We start from the raw sequence: 15,461 nt of genomic DNA on the forward strand, positions 1-15,461 counted from the left end.
CATGGCAGCACCATTTGATCTCACGAACGACGGCGTGGTTGTCATCATCGGCTCCGGCGCCGGCGGCGGCACGCTCGGCAACGAACTCGCCCAGAAAGGCATCGATGTCGTCATCCTGGAGGCGGGCGCACGCCACGAATACGAGGATTTCATCAACGACGAGTGGGACTCATTCGCCCAACTCGCCTGGACGGACAAGCGCACGACCTCGGGCGACTGGCGGGTGGCGAAAGATTTTCCCAATCTGCCGGCATGGATCGTCGAGGCGGTCGGCGGCTCGACCACGCACTGGGCGGGCGCCTCGCTGCGGTTTCAGGAGCATGAATTCAGAACGCTTTCGACCTACGGAAAACTAGAAGGCGCGAACCTGCTCGATTGGCCGATCACGCTTGCCGAGCTGGAGCCCTACTACGCAAAGGCCGAAGATAAGCTGGGCGTGACGCTCACCAACAACATCCCAGGCCTTCCCGGCAACAACAACTTCAAGGTGATGAAGGCCGGCGCCGACAAGCTCGGCTACAAGGAGTGCCACACCGGCCGGATGGCAATCAATTCCGAGCCGCGCGACGACCGCAATGCCTGCCAGCAGACCGGCTTCTGCTTCCAGGGCTGCAAATGGGGCGCCAAATGGTCGACGCTCTACAGCGAAATTCCCAAGGGCGAGGCCACTGGCCATCTCGAGGTCAGGCCGAACGCCATGGCTATCAAGATCAACCACGATGCGTCAGGCAAGGTGACCGGCGTCGTCTATGCCGACAAGGACGGCAGACTGCAGGAACAGAAGGCCCGCATCGTCGCCGTGGCCGGAAATTCGATCGAGAGCCCCCGGCTGCTGCTCAATTCGGCATCGAGCCAGTTTCCCGACGGTCTTGCCAATTCATCGGGGCAGGTCGGCAAGAACTACATGCGCCACACCACGGGCTCGGTCTACGGCATCTTCGACAAGCCGGTGCATATGTATCGCGGCACCACCATGGCCGGTATCATCCGCGATGAGGCCCGCAACGATCCTTCGCGCGGCTTCGTCGGCGGCTACGAGCTTGAGACGCTGTCGCTCGGCCTGCCGTTCATGGCCGCCTTCCTCAATCCCGGCGGCTGGGGGCGTTCCTTCACCACGGCACTCGACCACTACGACCATATGGCCGGCATGTGGATCGTCGGCGAAGACATGCCGCGCGAGGAAAACCGCATCACGCTGCAAGCCGATCTCAAGGACGAGCACGGCATGGCGGTAGCGGACGTCCATTTCGACGACCATGCCAACGACACGGCAATGCGAGACCACGCCTACAAGCAGGGCTCGGCGCTTTACGCAGCGGTGGGTGCGACCCGGACCTTCCCGACGCCACCCTATCCGTCGACCCACAATCTCGGCACCAACCGGATGAGCGAGAAGGCGGCCGACGGCGTCGTCAACAAGCATGGCCAGGCGCACGACATCAAGAACCTGTTCGTGTCGGATGGCAGCCAGTTCACCACCGGCGGCGCTGAAAACCCAACATTGACGATCGTGTCGCTGGCGATCCGTCAGGCCGACTATATCGCTGAACAGATGTCGGCCAAGAGCATTTAGCGATACCCTCTCGACTGCCTGTTGGCGCGGAACCTCGCAAGGTTTCGCGCCTCTTCTTGTCGGCTGTTCAACGCTTCGTGCAGGTGGAGGCGGTGAAGGCGCCGTCAGGCTGCTTCATGATGATGTCGAAGGACGGGCTGGTTTGACCGTCCAGGATGGCTTGCGTGAGCGAGATCGAGTTGCCGCCGGTCGTATAGCCGCCCAACGGACCCAACCATGTAATCTCGCCATTTGTATCCATCTGATAATTGTAGCCCTGCCGGGCGGTTCCGAAGGTCACCGGACCGCTATAGACATTTCCCTTGATGGTGATGTTGCCAAGGCTGAGGAACATGCCAAGCAGATAGACTTCGCAGTGATAGGTCCCGTCCGGCAATTTGCCGTGGGTGAAATCGGCGCGTGCACTGCCGGTGGCCGCAACCAGAAGCATGGTGCTGAAAATACGAGAAATCCTGGAGGTCATGACGTCGCTCTTTTGGAGATCGAGCTTGCCGCATTTTCCTGCAGCGCTGCAACCTTTCGTCGTCTTTGATACGGTGTTGCTCAAAATTCATGCATTAATTCGTGACTGATGAAAACTTAGGCGAGAGCGGAAAATTTTTTCTCAATCAGAACACCTGCGGCGGCGCTTAACTTTGGCAACTAATATATTAACCAGCTGATAGAGCAAGGAAATCTCAGCGCACTCAATTTTGCTCCCGCGGTTGGCACAGCGGTTGCATGGTCTGTTGGCGATGCGATCAACCAGCTAGGGAGTTTGAAATATGAGGGGCAGTTTCTCGACAATAACAAAAATGTTTTCGGCAGGCGCGGTCACAGCCGGCTTGCTGATGAGTGTCCCGGCCAGGGCGGCTGACGACACGATCAAGGTGGGTATTCTCCACTCGCTGTCGGGGACCATGGCGATTTCGGAGACGACGCTGAAGGACGCCATGCTGATGCTCATCGAAGAGCAGAATGCAAAGGGCGGCCTGCTCGGCAAGAAGCTCGAAGCGGTCGTCGTAGATCCGGCTTCGAACTGGCCGCTGTTCGCCGAAAAGGCACGCGAGCTGATCTCCAAGAACAAGGTCGCGGCGGTGTTCGGTTGCTGGACCTCGGTGTCGCGCAAATCGGTGCTGCCGGTGTTCAGCGAACTCGACAACATCCTTTTCTACCCCGTCCAGTATGAGGGCGAGGAGAGCGAGCGCAACGTGTTCTACACCGGTGCGGCGCCGAACCAGCAGGCTATTCCGGCCGTCGACTATCTGATGAGCGAGGACGGCGGATCGGTGAAGCGCTGGGTCCTTGAAGGCACCGACTATGTCTATCCACGCACCACCAACAAGATCCTCGAAGCCTATCTGAAGGCCAAGGGCGTCGCTGCCGAAGACATCATGGTCAACTACACGCCGTTCGGCTTCTCCGATTGGCAGACCGAGGTCTCGGCGATCAAGAAGTTCGGCTCGGCCGGCAAGAAGACGGCCGTCGTCTCGACCGTCAATGGCGACGCCAACGTGCCGTTCTACAAGGAACTCGGCAACCAGGGCATCAAGGCCGAGGACATCCCGGTCATGGCCTTCTCGGTCGGCGAGGAAGAGCTTGCCGGTCTCGACACCGCGCCGCTCGTCGGTCATCTCGCCGCTTGGAACTATTTCCAGAGCATCGATACGCCCGAGAACGCGAAGTTCATTGCCGACTGGCACAAGTTCATCAAGAACGACAAGCGCACCACCAACGACCCGATGGAAGCCCACTATGTCGGCTTCAACATGTGGGTGAAGGCGGTTGAGAAGGCTGGCACCACCGACCCTGACAAGGTCATCGACGCCGTGATCGGCGTCTCGGTGCCGAATCTGACCGGTGGTTATTCGACCATGATGCCGAACCATCACATCACCAAGCCGGTGCTGATCGGCGAAATCCAGGCCGATGGCCAGTTCGAGACCGTCTCGCAGACGCCTGGCCTGGTGATGGGTGACGAGTGGTCTGACTATCTGGCTGATTCGAAGGACCTGATCTCCGATTGGCGCGCACCTCTGTCCTGCGGCAACTTCAATGTTGCCACCGGCAAGTGCGGCGGTAAGGGAACCAACTGATCCTCCCGGGTCTGACGGTCGCGGATTTCTCCACGACCTAGACCGCGACGCGTCCGGGCGAGCTCCTCCTCTCCTCCAGTCCGCCCGGACGCGAAGTTCAAACCCTTCAAGAGTCGCCAGAAATCGATGATCTTCACCCGCGCTATCGGCCTGACGCTGCTGCTCCTCCTGGGGATGCTGTCGCCGTCGAACGCTGCCGAAGCGGATCTGCGCGCCATCATCGCCAAATTTGCCACTGCCTCGAATTTTTCGGCCACCGAAGCTGTCGTGCGCGAGCTGGCGGCCACCGGCGACCCTGCCGTCGAACGCCCGCTTGGCGCGCTTGCGGAGGGCGATCTCTATGTCCGCAAGACCGATTCGCTGGTTTTCATCGGCAAGGAAGGTGGCGGCAGCGTTGAGCTGCTCGACCCGCTGAGCGGTGAAAAGTCCGGCGACGCGGCCAAGGCCGAGATCACCAAGATCAAGGTCAACAATACGCTGCGCCGCGCCATCCGCGATGCTTTGGGCATGCTGACGCTCGGCGCTAAAAACCCGGCTGCGCGCATTGCTGCTGCCGATACAATGTTCAAGACGCCCGATGCCACGAACATCGAGCCACTCGATGCCGCAATCGCCAGCGAAACCGTGGCAAGCGTCAAAGCGCTGCTCGAACAGGCCCGCGCCGCATCGGTTCTGGTGTCGGACAGACCGGAGGCCGATAAACTCGCGGCGATCGCCCTGATCGGCGCGCGCGGCGACCGCACCGCACTGTCTCTGCTCACCGCCGTCGAGGCCAATTCCGAAGGCGCGGTCAAGGACGCGGCGACGGCGGCGATCGCCAGCATCAATTCGACGCTGGCGCTGTGGGATGCGGGCCAGAACATCTGGTACGGCATTTCGCTTGGATCGGTGCTGCTGCTGGCGGCGATCGGCCTCGCCATCACCTTCGGCGTCATGGGTGTCATCAACATGGCGCATGGCGAGATGGTCATGCTCGGCGCCTACACGACCTTTGTCGTGCAGGAGGTGATCCGCAATTCCTTTCCCGGCCTGTTCGACTGGTCGCTGGTCATCGCGCTGCCGCTCGCCTTCTTGGTCGCGGCGCTCGTCGGCCTTGTCATCGAGCGGGGCGTCATCCGTTTCCTCTACGGCCGGCCGCTGGAGACGCTGCTGGCGACATGGGGGGTCTCGCTGATCCTGCAGCAGGCCGTGCGCACCATCTTCGGGCCGACCAACCAGGAAGTCGGCAACCCGTCATGGATGTCCGGTTCGTTCGATATCGGCCAGCTTGCGGTTACCTGGAACCGGCTCTGGATACTGGTATTCGCGCTCGGTGTGTTCGCGGTGCTGCTTTATGTGATGAAGCGCACGCCCTGGGGCCTGCAGATGCGCGCCGTCACCGCCAATCGCCGCATGGCCGCGTCTATGGGAATCAGGACGCCATGGGTCGACGCGCTGACCTTTGCGTTGGGGTCCGGAATTGCCGGCATCGCCGGTGTCGCGCTCAGCCAGATCGACAATGTCTCGCCCAATCTCGGCCGCGGCTACATCATCGACAGCTTCATGGTCGTCGTCTTCGGCGGCGTCGGCAATCTATGGGGCACGCTGATCGGCGCCTTCTCGCTCGGCATCGTCAACAAGTTTCTCGAACCCTATGCCGGGGCAGTCCTCGGCAAGATAGTCGTGCTGGTCCTCATCATCCTGTTCATCCAGAAACGCCCGCGCGGCCTTTTCGCACTTAAGGGCAGGTCGGTGGAAGCATGATCACGGGACGCTTCTTCGCCGCCGGCGCCGACCGCCGCATCGCCATCACGATCTTCATCCTTTTGGCGGTCGCCTTCATCGTGCCGCTGCTCAATCTTGCGGTCTCGCCGACAAGTGCGTTCTACGTGCCGTCCTATGTCGTCGCGCTCACCGGGAAATACCTCTGCTACGCGCTGCTCGCCTTGGCGCTCGATCTCGTCTGGGGCTATTGCGGCATCCTTTCGCTCGGCCACGGAGCCTTTTTCGCGCTCGGCGGCTATGCGATGGGCATGTATCTGATGCGCCAGATCGGTTCGCGCGGCGTCTACGGCAATCCGCTGCTACCCGACTTCATGGTGTTCCTGAACTACAAGGAGCTGCCGTGGTTCTGGTACGGTTTCGACCATTTCTGGTTTGCGGCGATCATGGTGCTTGCGGTGCCCGGCCTGCTCGCCTTCGTCTTCGGCTGGTTCGCCTTCCGCAGCCGCGTCACCGGCGTCTATCTGTCGATCATCACCCAGGCGATGACCTATGCGCTGCTGCTTGCGTTTTTCCGCAACGACATGGGTTTCGGCGGCAACAACGGCCTGACCGATTTCAAGGATATTCTCGGCTTCAACGTGCAGGCCGATGCGACTCGCTCGGGATTGTTCGCGGCCAGCGCCATAACGCTGGCGCTCGCCGTCTTCGTCACCTGGGCAATCGTAGGTTCAAAATACGGCAAGCTGCTGATGGCGGTGCGCGACGCCGAGAGCCGCACGCGCTTTCTCGGCTGGCGCGCGGAGAACGTCAAACTGTTCGCCTTCACTGTGTCGGCTGTCATGGCCGGCATTGCCGGCGCGCTCTACGTGCCGCAGGTGGGCATCATCAATCCGGGCGAGTTCGAGCCGTCCAACTCGATCGAGGTGGTGGTATGGGCGGCCGTAGGCGGGCGCAGCACCATCGTCGGGCCGATCATCGGCGCACTCGTGGTCAATGCCGGCAAATCCTGGTTCACCGGCGTGCTGCCGGAGTTCTGGCTGTTTGCGCTTGGCGGCCTGTTTGTCGCCGTCACGCTGTTCCTGCCCCAAGGCATCATCGGCATGTGGGATTCCTGGCGCGGCAATGCCAAGGCGCTGCGCGCGGCCTCGATCGCCGAGGAGGCCGGCACCGATCCTGACGTCCAGCCACCGCCGAAGATCGTTCGCTCGGCTGCGAGAACGCCGGGCGACTGGTCCACATCCAGCCCCGAACCGCAGCCGGCGGAGTGAGCGATGTCGAAGAGCAACACCATCCTCTATCTCGACGGCGTCTCGGTTTCCTTCGACGGCTTTCGCGCCATCAACAACCTGTCGCTGGTGCTCGACAAGGGCGAGATGCGGGCGATCATCGGTCCCAACGGCGCCGGCAAGACCACGATGATGGACATCGTCACCGGCAAGACGCGTCCCGACGCGGGCGAGGTTTACTTCGACGGGCAGGTCGACCTGACCAAACATGACGAGGCCGAAATCGCCATGATGGGCATCGGCAGGAAATTCCAGAAGCCGACCGTCTTCGAAAGCCACACGATCGAGGAGAACCTGATGCTGGCGCTGAAGGGCCCACGCTCGATCTTCCCGGCGCTGTTCCATCGCCGCTCGGCCGCGGAGGCGCGGCAGATCGACGATATCCTCGGCATCACCCGGCTGGGCGACAAGCGCGATGAACTCGCCGCCAATCTCAGCCACGGCCAGAAGCAATGGCTCGAGATCGGCATGCTGCTGGCGCAGGATCCGAAGCTGCTCCTGGTCGACGAACCGGTTGCCGGCATGACCGACGCCGAGACTGAGGAGACAGCGCGGCTGCTCAAGGATATTGCAAGCGACCATTCAGTCATCGTCGTCGAGCACGACATGCATTTCGTGCGCGAGCTCGGCGTCAAGGTCACCTGCCTGCACGAAGGTTCGGTCCTGTCCGAAGGCTCGCTCGATTTCGTTTCGGCCGACGAGCGTGTCGTCGAAGTTTACCTGGGAAGATGATCATGGTCTGGCGCGTTCCGTTCCATCATTTCGACCTTTCGTTCTTCAGGCGTTGGAGAAGGCGCTGACCATGCTCGAAGTCTCCAACGCCACGCTGCACTACGGCGCCGCCCAGGCGCTGCGTGGCGTCTCGCTGAAGGCCGGCGCGGGCAAGATCACCTGCGTACTCGGCCGCAACGGCGTCGGCAAAACCAGTTTGATGAGATCGATCGTCGGCCACCACCGGTTGACGAGTGGAAGTGTTGCCTTCGAGGGGAAGGCGCTCGACCGGAGCGCGGCGTATGATCGCGCCCGGTCGGGCATCGCATTCGTGCCGCAGGGCAGGGAGATCTTCCCGCTGCTCACCGTGCGGGAAAACCTCGAATCGGGCTTTGCGCCATTGAAGCGCGCCGACCGCAGCATTCCCGGCCACGTCTTCGAATTGTTCCCCGTGCTGAAGCAGATGCTCGGCCGCCGGGGCGGCGACCTTTCCGGCGGCCAGCAGCAGCAGCTTGCCATCGGCAGGGCACTGGTGATGCGGCCGAAACTGCTGGTGCTAGACGAGCCGACCGAAGGCATCCAGCCGTCGATCATCAAGGATATCAGCCGCGCCATTCGCTATCTGCGCGACCAGGCAGGCATCGCCGTGCTGCTGGTTGAACAGTATCTTGATTTCTGCCGGGAACTGGCGGACGAGGTCAACATCATGGACCGCGGCCAGATCGTCCACATCGGCCCGGCCGAGGATCTCGACCGCGCCGATGTCCGCAAGTTCCTGACTGTCTAAAGCCTCAGTGGCAAATCCCAAACCTCTAGGATTAGCTGAACCATCTCTCCCGTCGTCATCCTGGGGCGAAGCAAGGAGCGAAGCGACGCGGTGCAAACCCCAGGAATCCATGCCGTGACACCCGCCGAAGAGTGCCGAAGAGAAAAAGCCGTTCTCCGGCGCCCCCCATCCTGGATTCTGCACCGTGGCGATGCTCTGAAGTCACGGCATTGACCCTTGCGTCTTCACTCCGCTTCGCGTCGCTGCGCCCAAGGATGACGAAATAACGAAGGTTTACGAGATTTTCTTCAACGACACCGTTTGCAACTCTGGCGCGCCGAAGATTGCATGCTAGGCTTTACTTGGCCTTGTTGAGTCGGCCGCTTTCCGTATCAGTCTCGTTGACAGATCAAGGTGAGGCGTGGGCTCAGCCGGCACGTTCCGTGCAAGCAGCCCCCCTTCCTGAGATCTGGTTGTTGTTCAACGCATTTGGGGCACTTGGGCCAGGGCAGCCGATGGAACGTTACGTCGAGGACTACCAGAAACGACGGCTCACCGAGCGCGTCGACATCATGACCGCCATCAACATACTGAAATCACAAGGATACGACCACGACGAGCTGATCGCAGAGATCACCAAGGTCTTCTATGTCGATCTCGATACCTACAACGAGGTCGTGAAGGCGGCGTGAGGGGTGACGGAAGGGGCGGATGCGCTAAACCGCGAAGCGGCTAGCTTGCGCGTCGGAAGGTCGAGGCGGCGACGCGGTTGCGACCCCCGCGCTTGGCGGCATAGAGCGCCTTGTCGGCCGCGCTGAGCACCTTGTCGAAGCTTATGCCGTCCTTGCTGCCGAAAGCGTATCCGGCGCTGACCGTACATGTCAGGGGACGGGTTTCGGTCGCGATGACGCGCGCGGCGAAGGCGGTGCGTATACGCTCGGCGATGAATTCCACCGTTTCGGGCAGGGTCCGCTTCAGAACCAGCGCGAATTCCTCTCCGCCCATGCGCGCGGCGACATCGGTCGGGCGAAGGTTCTCGACCAGTTCCTCGGCGAACACTTTCAGCACCTGATCGCCCGTGGCGTGGCCGAATTCGTCGTTGATGGCCTTGAAGCCGTCGAGGTCGAACACGACTACAGCCGTGAAAGCCCCGATCGGAGCGCCGCCATTGAGGTCGAACAAAGCGCGACGATTGAGCAGGCCGGTCAGCGGATCGGTCAGCGCATCCAGACGGTGATGCCGTGCCAGACGGCCTTGGTTGAGCGCCAGCGAAAGGGCGCCGATGCCGGTCATGCTGGCGATGACCACAACGAGGCTCAGATCCTCGGCCCAGTTGCTGGGCGCATGTCCGAGGACAAGCTTCCCATCCCATGCAAGAGCCATGGCACACAGCACAAAGGAAATCCCGGTGGTCGAGTAGAGCACGGTAAGGCCGATGATCGGGACAGTGGCTTCCGTGCGCCCGATCCAGTACTGATAGGCCGTTGCAAATAGAAGGAGGGCGGCGAGGAGATTTTCGAACATGAAGCCGAGCCCGTCATAGCCGAGCGCCATCGGCGGCAGCGCCAGGGCCAGCGAGATGCAGCTGCCGAGAACCGTCAGCGGGATCGGCGACCGGCCGCTCCTGAACTGGTAGGCGGCGCCCAGCATGGTCGAGAACCCAACCAGGAGCAGAGCGAACGTCGCGATGCCGAGAATGCGTCCGGGCGTCTCGATATAGTCCTTGTAGATAACAACGTCGCCGACGATCAACAAAGCGCTGATCGCCCATGTCAGCAGAAACTTTTCAGTTCGCGCGGTCAGCCAGATGCCGAACAATGTCAGGCTCAGGCAGGCGGCGGAAAAACCGACAGCCAGCAGAAGTGAGTGGTAGTCAAGCGACATGCCCTAACCCGCGGCTGCCTTAGCTCCGCGGATTCATGCAGCAAGGAGGTATCGATAAGGTTACGACGGCGGTGAAGGTGTCACAATTCGAGATCGTCAGCCTGTGACGCGTTTCATCAGCGCCATGGCGCCGAACGGTGCGCGGACCTTGCCCTCGGTGATGAAGTAGACGAACACATCACGCGGTTTTACCGGTGCGTCGGTCGAGGGGTCGACGCGCGGCAGGTCGACTGGCGCCTTGCCTTCCGACCAGGTTTTGGCACGCGCCGCCCACTCATCGAGCCCCTTCGGCGTGTAGCAGTCGGGATTGTCGTCGCTGCCGGTCTGCAGCCGCGCATAGATGAAATCGCCGGTGATGTCGGCGATCCCTGGATATTTGGCGTGATCGGCATAGACGATCGCGACCTTGTATTTGCGCGCCAGGGCGGCGAATTCCGGCACGACGAAGCTGTCGTTGCGCACCTCCACCGCATGGCGCAGCGCAACGCCGTCATGCTTTTCAGGCAATAGCTTGAGGAAGGCCTCGAAATCGTCCGGGTCGAACTTTTTCGTCGGCGCGAACTGCCACAGGATCGGCCCGAGCTTGTCGCCGAGTGCGGCGACGCCCGACCCCAGGAAGCGCGTCATCGACTCGCCGGCCTCGCCGAGCACGCGTCGGTTGGTGACGAAGCGGTTGCCTTTCAGCGAATAGACGAAGCCATCCGGCGCTTCGTTAGCCCATTTGACGAAGGTCGGCTCCTTGAAACTCGAATAATAGGTGCCGTTGACCTCGATGCTCGGCACCTGCCGGGTTGCGTAGTGCAGTTGCTTCGCCTTGGACAGTTTGTCCGGATAGAAGGACGTGTCCCATGGCTCGAAGGTCCAGCCGCCCATGCCGGCGCGAATTGTTCCTGATTGAGTCACTGTCGTCCTCCCGTTTGCTGCAAAGGATCAGGCGATCGCCGTTGTCTGGGCGGCTTTAGCCACGTCGACGATCGTCCATCCTGGCCGGTACGGATTGGGCCGGCGACCCGTTTCGTGAAAGCCACAGGCTTTGTAGAGCGCGATGTTCCGCTCCATCTTCGCGTTGCTGTAGAGCCGCACCTCGGGCAGATGCCATAGGCGCGTCTGTTCGTCCGCCCATCTGAGTAGGGGCGATGCCGAAACCTTTGCCCTGGAAGGCAGGGCCGACGGCCACGGAGAAGATCATTGTGTGGTCCGGGTGCCGCTCGATGACAATCTGTCCGGCCGGCTCGCCGCTGCTTTCCAGCAGCCAGACATCGCCGCGTCCGATCCGCGGCGCATAGTCTTCGGTGACCGGGATCGGCCGCGCGCCGAACAAGGCTGTGTAGGGCGCGTAGGCGGCGTCGGTCAGCTGGGCGACAGCGTCAAAATCACCGGCAAGCGCTCTTCTGATCTTCATTTGAAGGTTCTTCCAGACGCCAGCCAGTCCTCATTCACTCCGCCGCTTCGCGCTTGCCTCCGGGCCGCCGCTCCAGCAGTTCCCGCAGGAACTGGCCGGTGTAGCTGCGCTTCTCGCGGATGATATCCTCCGGCGTGCCGGACGCCACCAGCTCGCCGCCGCCGTCGCCGCCTTCGGGGCCGAGGTCGAGCACCCAGTCGGCGGTCTTGATGACCTCGAGATTGTGCTCGATGACGACCACCGTATTGCCCTGGTCGACCAGCTCGTGCAGCACTTCGAGCAGCTTGGCGACGTCGTGGAAATGCAGGCCGGTGGTCGGCTCGTCGAGGATGTAGAGGGTCTTGCCGGTCGCCTTGCGCGACAGCTCCTTGGCGAGCTTGATGCGCTGCGCCTCGCCTCCCGACAGCGTCGTCGCCTGCTGGCCGACATGGATGTAGCCGAGGCCGACCTGCTTCAGCGTCTCCAGCTTGTCGCGTACGCCGGGCACCGCGGCGAAGAAATCGACGCCCTCCTCGACCGTCATATCGAGCACGTCGGCAATCGACTTGCCCTTGAACAGGACGTCGAGCGTCTCGCGGTTGTAGCGCTTGCCATGGCAGACGTCGCAGGTGACATAGACGTCCGGCAGGAAGTGCATCTCGATCTTGATGACGCCGTCGCCCTGGCAGGCCTCGCAGCGGCCGCCCTTGACGTTGAACGAGAAGCGGCCCGGCTGATAGCCGCGCGCCTTGGATTCCGGCAGGCCGGCGAACCAGTCGCGGATCGGCGTGAAGGCGCCAGTATAGGTGGCGGGATTGGAGCGCGGCGTCCGTCCAATGGGCGACTGGTCGATATCGATGACCTTGTCGAGGAACTCAAGGCCCTCGATGCGGTCATGATCGGCCGGGTGCTCGCGCGAGCCCATGATGCGGCGCGACGCCGCCTTGAACAGCGTCTCGATCAGGAAGGTTGACTTGCCACCGCCGGAGACGCCGGTGACGGCGGTGAAGGTGCCGAGCGGGATTTCGGCGGTAACGTTCTTCAGATTGTTGCCGCGCGCGCCGACGATCTTCAGACGCCGGTTCTTCTTGGCTTCGCGCCGCACGGCCGGCGTCGCCACTTCGAGCTCGCCCGACAGATACTTGCCGGTGATCGAGGCCGGGCTGGCCATGATCTGCTGCGGCGTTCCCTGCGCGATGATGTGGCCGCCATGGATGCCGGCGGCCGGGCCGATGTCGACGACATAGTCGGCATGCAGGATGGCGTCCTCGTCATGCTCGACGACGATCACCGTGTTGCCGATGTCGCGCAGGTGCTTCAGCGTGTCGAGCAGGCGCGCATTGTCGCGCTGGTGCAGGCCGATCGACGGCTCGTCCAGCACATAGAGCACGCCGGTGAGGCCGGAGCCGATCTGCGAGGCCAGGCGAATGCGCTGGCTCTCGCCGCCCGACAGTGTGCCGGAATTACGCGACAGCGTCAGGTAGTCGAGCCCGACATCGTTGAGGAAGCGCAACCGCTCGCGGATTTCTTTGAGCACGCGCACCGCGATCTCGTTCTGCTTGTCGCTGAGCGAGCCGGGCAGGGCGGTAAACCACTGGTCGGCCTTGCGGATCGACAGTTCGGTGACCTCGCCGATATGCTTGCCGGCAATCTTCACCGCAAGCGCTTCCGGCTTCAGCCGGTAGCCGCGGCAGGCCGGGCAAGGCGTGGCCGACATGAAGCGCTCGATCTCCTCGCGCATCCAGGCAGATTCGGTCTCCTTCCAACGCCGCTCGAGATTGGGGATGACCCCTTCGAAGGTTTTCGTCGTCTTGTAGGAGCGCAGGCCGTCATCGTACTGGAAGGTGACCTCGCGCTCGCCGGTGCCATGCAGGATGGCTTGCTTTGCCTCTTCGGTCAGATCCCTGAACTTGTCGCCGAGCTTGAAGCCATAGACCTTGCCCAGCGCCTCCAGCGTCTGCACGTAATAGGGCGAGGTCGATTTCGCCCACGGGCTGACGGCGCCGGCACGCAGGGACAGGTTGTCGTCGGGCACGATCAGGCTGGCGTCGATGGCGCGCTGGCTGCCGAGGCCGTCGCAGGTCGGGCAAGCGCCGAACGGGTTGTTGAAGGAGAACAGCCGCGGCTCGATCTCGGGGATGGTGAAGCCTGACACCGGGCAGGCGAACTTTTCCGAGAACAGAATACGTTCGTGCGTCTCGTTCTTCGACTTGTTGACCGAATCCTCGCCGGTCTGGCTGGAGTCGAGCGGACGGTCGGCGAATTCGGCCACCGCCAGCCCGTCGGCGAGCTTCAGAGCGGTTTCGATGGAATCGGCAAGCCGCGTCGCCAGATCGCCGCGCACCACGATGCGGTCGACGACGACATCGAGATCATGCTTGTACTTCTTGTCCAGCGCCGGCACGTCGGCGATTTCGTAGAAGACACCGTCGACCTTGACGCGCTGGAAGCCCTTTTTCTGCAGCTCCAGCAGTTCCTTGCGGTACTCGCCTTTGCGGCCTCGCACCATCGGCGCCAGGATGAACAGACGCGTGCCTTCCTCGATCGCCAGCACGCGGTCGACCATCTGCGACACCGTCTGGCTCTCGATCGGCAGGCCGGTGGCCGGCGAGTAGGGGACGCCGACGCGCGCGAACAGCAGCCGCATGTAGTCGTAGATTTCCGTGACGGTGCCGACCGTCGAGCGTGGGTTCTTCGAGGTGGTCTTCTGCTCGATCGAGATAGCCGGCGACAGGCCGTCGATCTGGTCGACGTCAGGCTTCTGCATCATTTCGAGGAATTGCCGCGCATAGGCCGACAGACTCTCCACGTAGCGGCGCTGGCCCTCGGCATAGATGGTGTCGAAGGCGAGCGACGACTTGCCGGAGCCCGACAGGCCGGTCATGACGATCAGGCTGTCACGCGGCAGGTCGAGATCGACATTCTTCAGATTGTGTTCGCGCGCCCCGCGAATGGAAAGGTATTTATGGTCGGCCATTGCCGGTCGCCGCCTCAGGTCTGGACTTTCGTGGGATGGCGGGTTGTCCCTGCCATCCCATATGTAGGTAATTTCGCCACCTTTTCGAGAGACGCCACAACTCTCGACCAGAGCCTTTAACCGTCTTTCGCGCGGGCGGGCAAGCGGAAAGAACAAAGGCCGAACACGTTCCTGACAAAAGCGTCCATGTAATCACGGCCGCCGCGGCGCTGCTCAAAACGGATGCAAATTTCGGATTCGCCATCCAAGCGATCACATTTGTTGTAACCGGCTATCCAACGGTTGACGTCTCAGCCTCAGAGAGTCAGACTCCAAACGTCACCGAAGCCGACCGTCTATCGATGGCCTCGCCGCCTAAGGCGGCCTGCGAGACGCCGCAGGCTTTTGCGAAATGCACTTCGGACGACACCAGTCGCAATGGACAGAAAAGGAGAGCAGAGGAATGACTCCACCGGACAGTCCCTTGAGGCTCCACGTGTCGCTGGAGCCGCGGCAGGCATAAGTGCCAGGGCCAGGCGTTTACGCCGCCCGACAAATCGTGACCTGCCGATACCCATAAAATCAGAGACTACTAGTCGGATCGTCGGCTGAACGCCGCGAAGCATCCGAAATCAAAGCCGGCAGTGTACTCCCGGCAAGTTGGATTTGAGGTCCAAAAAAGCCCCGACCGTTTGCGGAAGCAGCGGCGGGGCTGTTTGCTTCAGATGGCCGCCGCAAGCGCTCGAGTGCCTTGAGATTGTGGCAGCGATGAAGGCCGATGCGCTATCACCGGGGGCCTTGAACGCGCCTACGCCGACGTCGAAGGTTATGCTGCCGGAAATCCTGACATCGGTAGCGACGATCTTGAACTGGCCGTTACCGTTGCTGGGCACGGCGTCGTCGGGTTCGGGAGCCGGCTCAGCGATACAATAGTCATCGGCCACCGCCGGGCAACGTGCCGTTCTGCGAAGACGTTGAATTGTCTTCCGCGAACGCCGCGCCGGAAGTCATGGCCGCGACGGCAACACCGATGATTAGCCGGTTCAAGTGGGTGCGTAACATCTTGTCGAGCATCGGCGGACTATATTCGCCGAGCCCTGGTCGAAGCCAGACCGGTGGCGATGA

Annotated in this window: 11 protein-coding genes and 1 pseudogene; 7 read left to right on the forward strand and 5 right to left on the reverse strand. The window is 62.0% G+C overall.

Translation table 11 applies throughout. The annotated features are described in order from the left end of the window. The first annotated feature begins 1 nt into the window (after window position 1). Window positions 2-1,573, forward strand: a complete 1,572-nt coding sequence (locus A9K68_RS17625) for a GMC family oxidoreductase (protein WP_065009531.1) — start codon at window positions 2-4, stop codon at window positions 1,571-1,573. A gap of 67 nt (window positions 1,574-1,640) precedes the next feature. Here the strand turns inward: A9K68_RS17625 and A9K68_RS17630 are convergent, their stop codons facing one another. Next, window positions 1,641-2,036 carry a hypothetical protein gene (locus A9K68_RS17630; protein ID WP_065009637.1) on the reverse strand — a complete coding sequence of 132 codons (396 nt, stop codon included), beginning with the start codon at window positions 2,034-2,036 and terminating at the stop codon, window positions 1,641-1,643. 301 nt (window positions 2,037-2,337) lie between these two features. Between A9K68_RS17630 and urtA the strand changes: the two genes are divergently transcribed. The 6 genes from urtA (at window position 2,338) to A9K68_RS31345 (ending at window position 8,807) form a co-directional block, all read left to right on the forward strand. Next, window positions 2,338-3,648 (forward strand): urea ABC transporter substrate-binding protein, encoded by a 1,311-nt coding sequence (gene urtA / locus A9K68_RS17635; RefSeq protein WP_065009532.1) that lies wholly within the window; start codon window positions 2,338-2,340, stop codon window positions 3,646-3,648. A gap of 126 nt (window positions 3,649-3,774) precedes the next feature. After that, the gene (gene urtB / locus A9K68_RS17640; RefSeq protein WP_065009533.1) at window positions 3,775-5,391 is read left to right on the forward strand and encodes an urea ABC transporter permease subunit UrtB; all 1,617 of its coding nucleotides are present in this window, start codon (window positions 3,775-3,777) and stop codon (window positions 5,389-5,391) included. Next, window positions 5,388-6,620: an urea ABC transporter permease subunit UrtC gene (urtC, locus tag A9K68_RS17645; RefSeq protein ID WP_065009534.1), complete on the forward strand. Its 1,233-nt coding sequence runs from the start codon at window positions 5,388-5,390 to the stop codon at window positions 6,618-6,620. Before urtB ends, urtC begins: the two co-directional genes overlap by 4 nt. Window positions 6,621-6,623: 3 nt before the next feature. Further along, window positions 6,624-7,370, forward strand: a complete 747-nt coding sequence (urtD, locus tag A9K68_RS17650; protein WP_029352899.1) for an urea ABC transporter ATP-binding protein UrtD — start codon at window positions 6,624-6,626, stop codon at window positions 7,368-7,370. Between the two features lie 70 nt (window positions 7,371-7,440). Next, window positions 7,441-8,136 (forward strand): urea ABC transporter ATP-binding subunit UrtE, encoded by a 696-nt coding sequence (gene urtE / locus A9K68_RS17655; protein WP_065009638.1) that lies wholly within the window; start codon window positions 7,441-7,443, stop codon window positions 8,134-8,136. Window positions 8,137-8,630: 494 nt separating this feature from the next. After that, complete coding sequence (locus tag A9K68_RS31345; RefSeq protein WP_082982505.1) at window positions 8,631-8,807, forward strand: hypothetical protein; 177 nt, start codon at window positions 8,631-8,633, stop codon at window positions 8,805-8,807. Between the two features lie 40 nt (window positions 8,808-8,847). Here A9K68_RS31345 and A9K68_RS17660 read toward each other — a convergent pair whose 3' ends face one another. The 4 genes and pseudogenes from A9K68_RS17660 to uvrA all read right to left on the reverse strand — a co-directional run bounded on the left by A9K68_RS17660 (window position 8,848) and on the right by uvrA (window position 14,357). Beyond that, window positions 8,848-9,999: a GGDEF domain-containing protein gene (locus tag A9K68_RS17660; RefSeq protein ID WP_065009535.1), complete on the reverse strand. Its 1,152-nt coding sequence runs from the start codon at window positions 9,997-9,999 to the stop codon at window positions 8,848-8,850. A gap of 96 nt (window positions 10,000-10,095) precedes the next feature. Then, the gene (locus A9K68_RS17665) at window positions 10,096-10,902 is read right to left on the reverse strand and encodes a DUF72 domain-containing protein (RefSeq protein WP_065009536.1); all 807 of its coding nucleotides are present in this window, start codon (window positions 10,900-10,902) and stop codon (window positions 10,096-10,098) included. Window positions 10,903-10,929: 27 nt separating this feature from the next. Further along, a pseudogene (locus tag A9K68_RS17670) lies at window positions 10,930-11,401 on the reverse strand (GNAT family N-acetyltransferase). Between the two features lie 34 nt (window positions 11,402-11,435). Beyond that, window positions 11,436-14,357 carry an excinuclease ABC subunit UvrA gene (gene uvrA, locus A9K68_RS17675; protein ID WP_065009537.1) on the reverse strand — a complete coding sequence of 974 codons (2,922 nt, stop codon included), beginning with the start codon at window positions 14,355-14,357 and terminating at the stop codon, window positions 11,436-11,438. Between the last annotated feature and the right edge of the window lie 1,104 nt (window positions 14,358-15,461).

The sequence above is a fragment of the Mesorhizobium sp. AA22 genome, from assembly GCF_001672375.2.
GTDB lineage: Bacteria > Pseudomonadota > Alphaproteobacteria > Rhizobiales > Rhizobiaceae > Mesorhizobium > Mesorhizobium wenxiniae.

Bases quoted from the DNA above. Each gene is read 5' to 3' on its own strand.
- A9K68_RS17625 (WP_065009531.1), top strand. From the start codon at position 2: ATGGCAGCACCATTTGATCTCACGAACGACGGCGTGGTTGTCATCATC.
- A9K68_RS17630 (WP_065009637.1), bottom strand. From the start codon at position 2,036: ATGACCTCCAGGATTTCTCGTATTTTCAGCACCATGCTTCTGGTTGCG.
- urtC (WP_065009534.1), top strand. From the start codon at position 5,388: ATGATCACGGGACGCTTCTTCGCCGCCGGCGCCGACCGCCGCATCGCC.
- urtA (WP_065009532.1), top strand. From the start codon at position 2,338: ATGAGGGGCAGTTTCTCGACAATAACAAAAATGTTTTCGGCAGGCGCG.
- urtD (WP_029352899.1), top strand. From the start codon at position 6,624: ATGTCGAAGAGCAACACCATCCTCTATCTCGACGGCGTCTCGGTTTCC.
- A9K68_RS17660 (WP_065009535.1), bottom strand. From the start codon at position 9,999: ATGTCGCTTGACTACCACTCACTTCTGCTGGCTGTCGGTTTTTCCGCC.
- urtB (WP_065009533.1), top strand. From the start codon at position 3,775: ATGATCTTCACCCGCGCTATCGGCCTGACGCTGCTGCTCCTCCTGGGG.
- A9K68_RS31345 (WP_082982505.1), top strand. From the start codon at position 8,631: ATGGAACGTTACGTCGAGGACTACCAGAAACGACGGCTCACCGAGCGC.
- uvrA (WP_065009537.1), bottom strand. From the start codon at position 14,357: ATGGCCGACCATAAATACCTTTCCATTCGCGGGGCGCGCGAACACAAT.
- urtE (WP_065009638.1), top strand. From the start codon at position 7,441: ATGCTCGAAGTCTCCAACGCCACGCTGCACTACGGCGCCGCCCAGGCG.